Origin of the sequence: Pseudomonas sp. 2995-1 (genome assembly GCF_002742505.1) — a bacterium.
Classification (GTDB): Bacteria; Pseudomonadota; Gammaproteobacteria; order Pseudomonadales; family Pseudomonadaceae; genus Aquipseudomonas; species Aquipseudomonas sivasensis.
In genome coordinates this window covers 1-330 of sequence record NZ_LJSA01000153.1, presented here as the reverse complement: position 1 = coordinate 330, position 330 = coordinate 1, and the positions used below count along the sequence as shown (strand labels likewise).

Genomic DNA, 330 nt, shown 5'->3' with positions numbered 1-330 from the left:
GCTTTATTCAGTTCTCTCAGGATTAATATTCCTTTGTGCTTTAGCGATCTGCATCCAATGGTATGTAGGCGTCTTAAGAATGCCTATTATGTTGAATGTAGATACAAATAAAGTTTTATCAAACACTCCCTTTGTATCTGTGATTGTGGCTGCAAAAAATGAAGAAAAAAGTATTGAAAAGTGTATTAAGTCTTTATTGGAGCAATCTTATACAAAAATGGAGATTATCATTGTAAATGACAGGTCCTCCGATAATACAGGAGTAATTATCGATACCCTTAAGTCAAAACTACATGATAAAAAACTTAAAATAATTCATATTGAACATCT

Annotated in this window: 1 protein-coding gene; it reads left to right on the top strand. The window is 31.2% G+C overall.

Features of this window, described 5'->3' with window-relative positions; genetic code table 11:
* Positions 1-79: 79 nt before the first annotated feature.
* Positions 80-330 (top strand): glycosyltransferase (locus AOA61_RS30785; protein ID WP_143521151.1); only part of this gene is annotated, 251 nt, incomplete at its 3' end.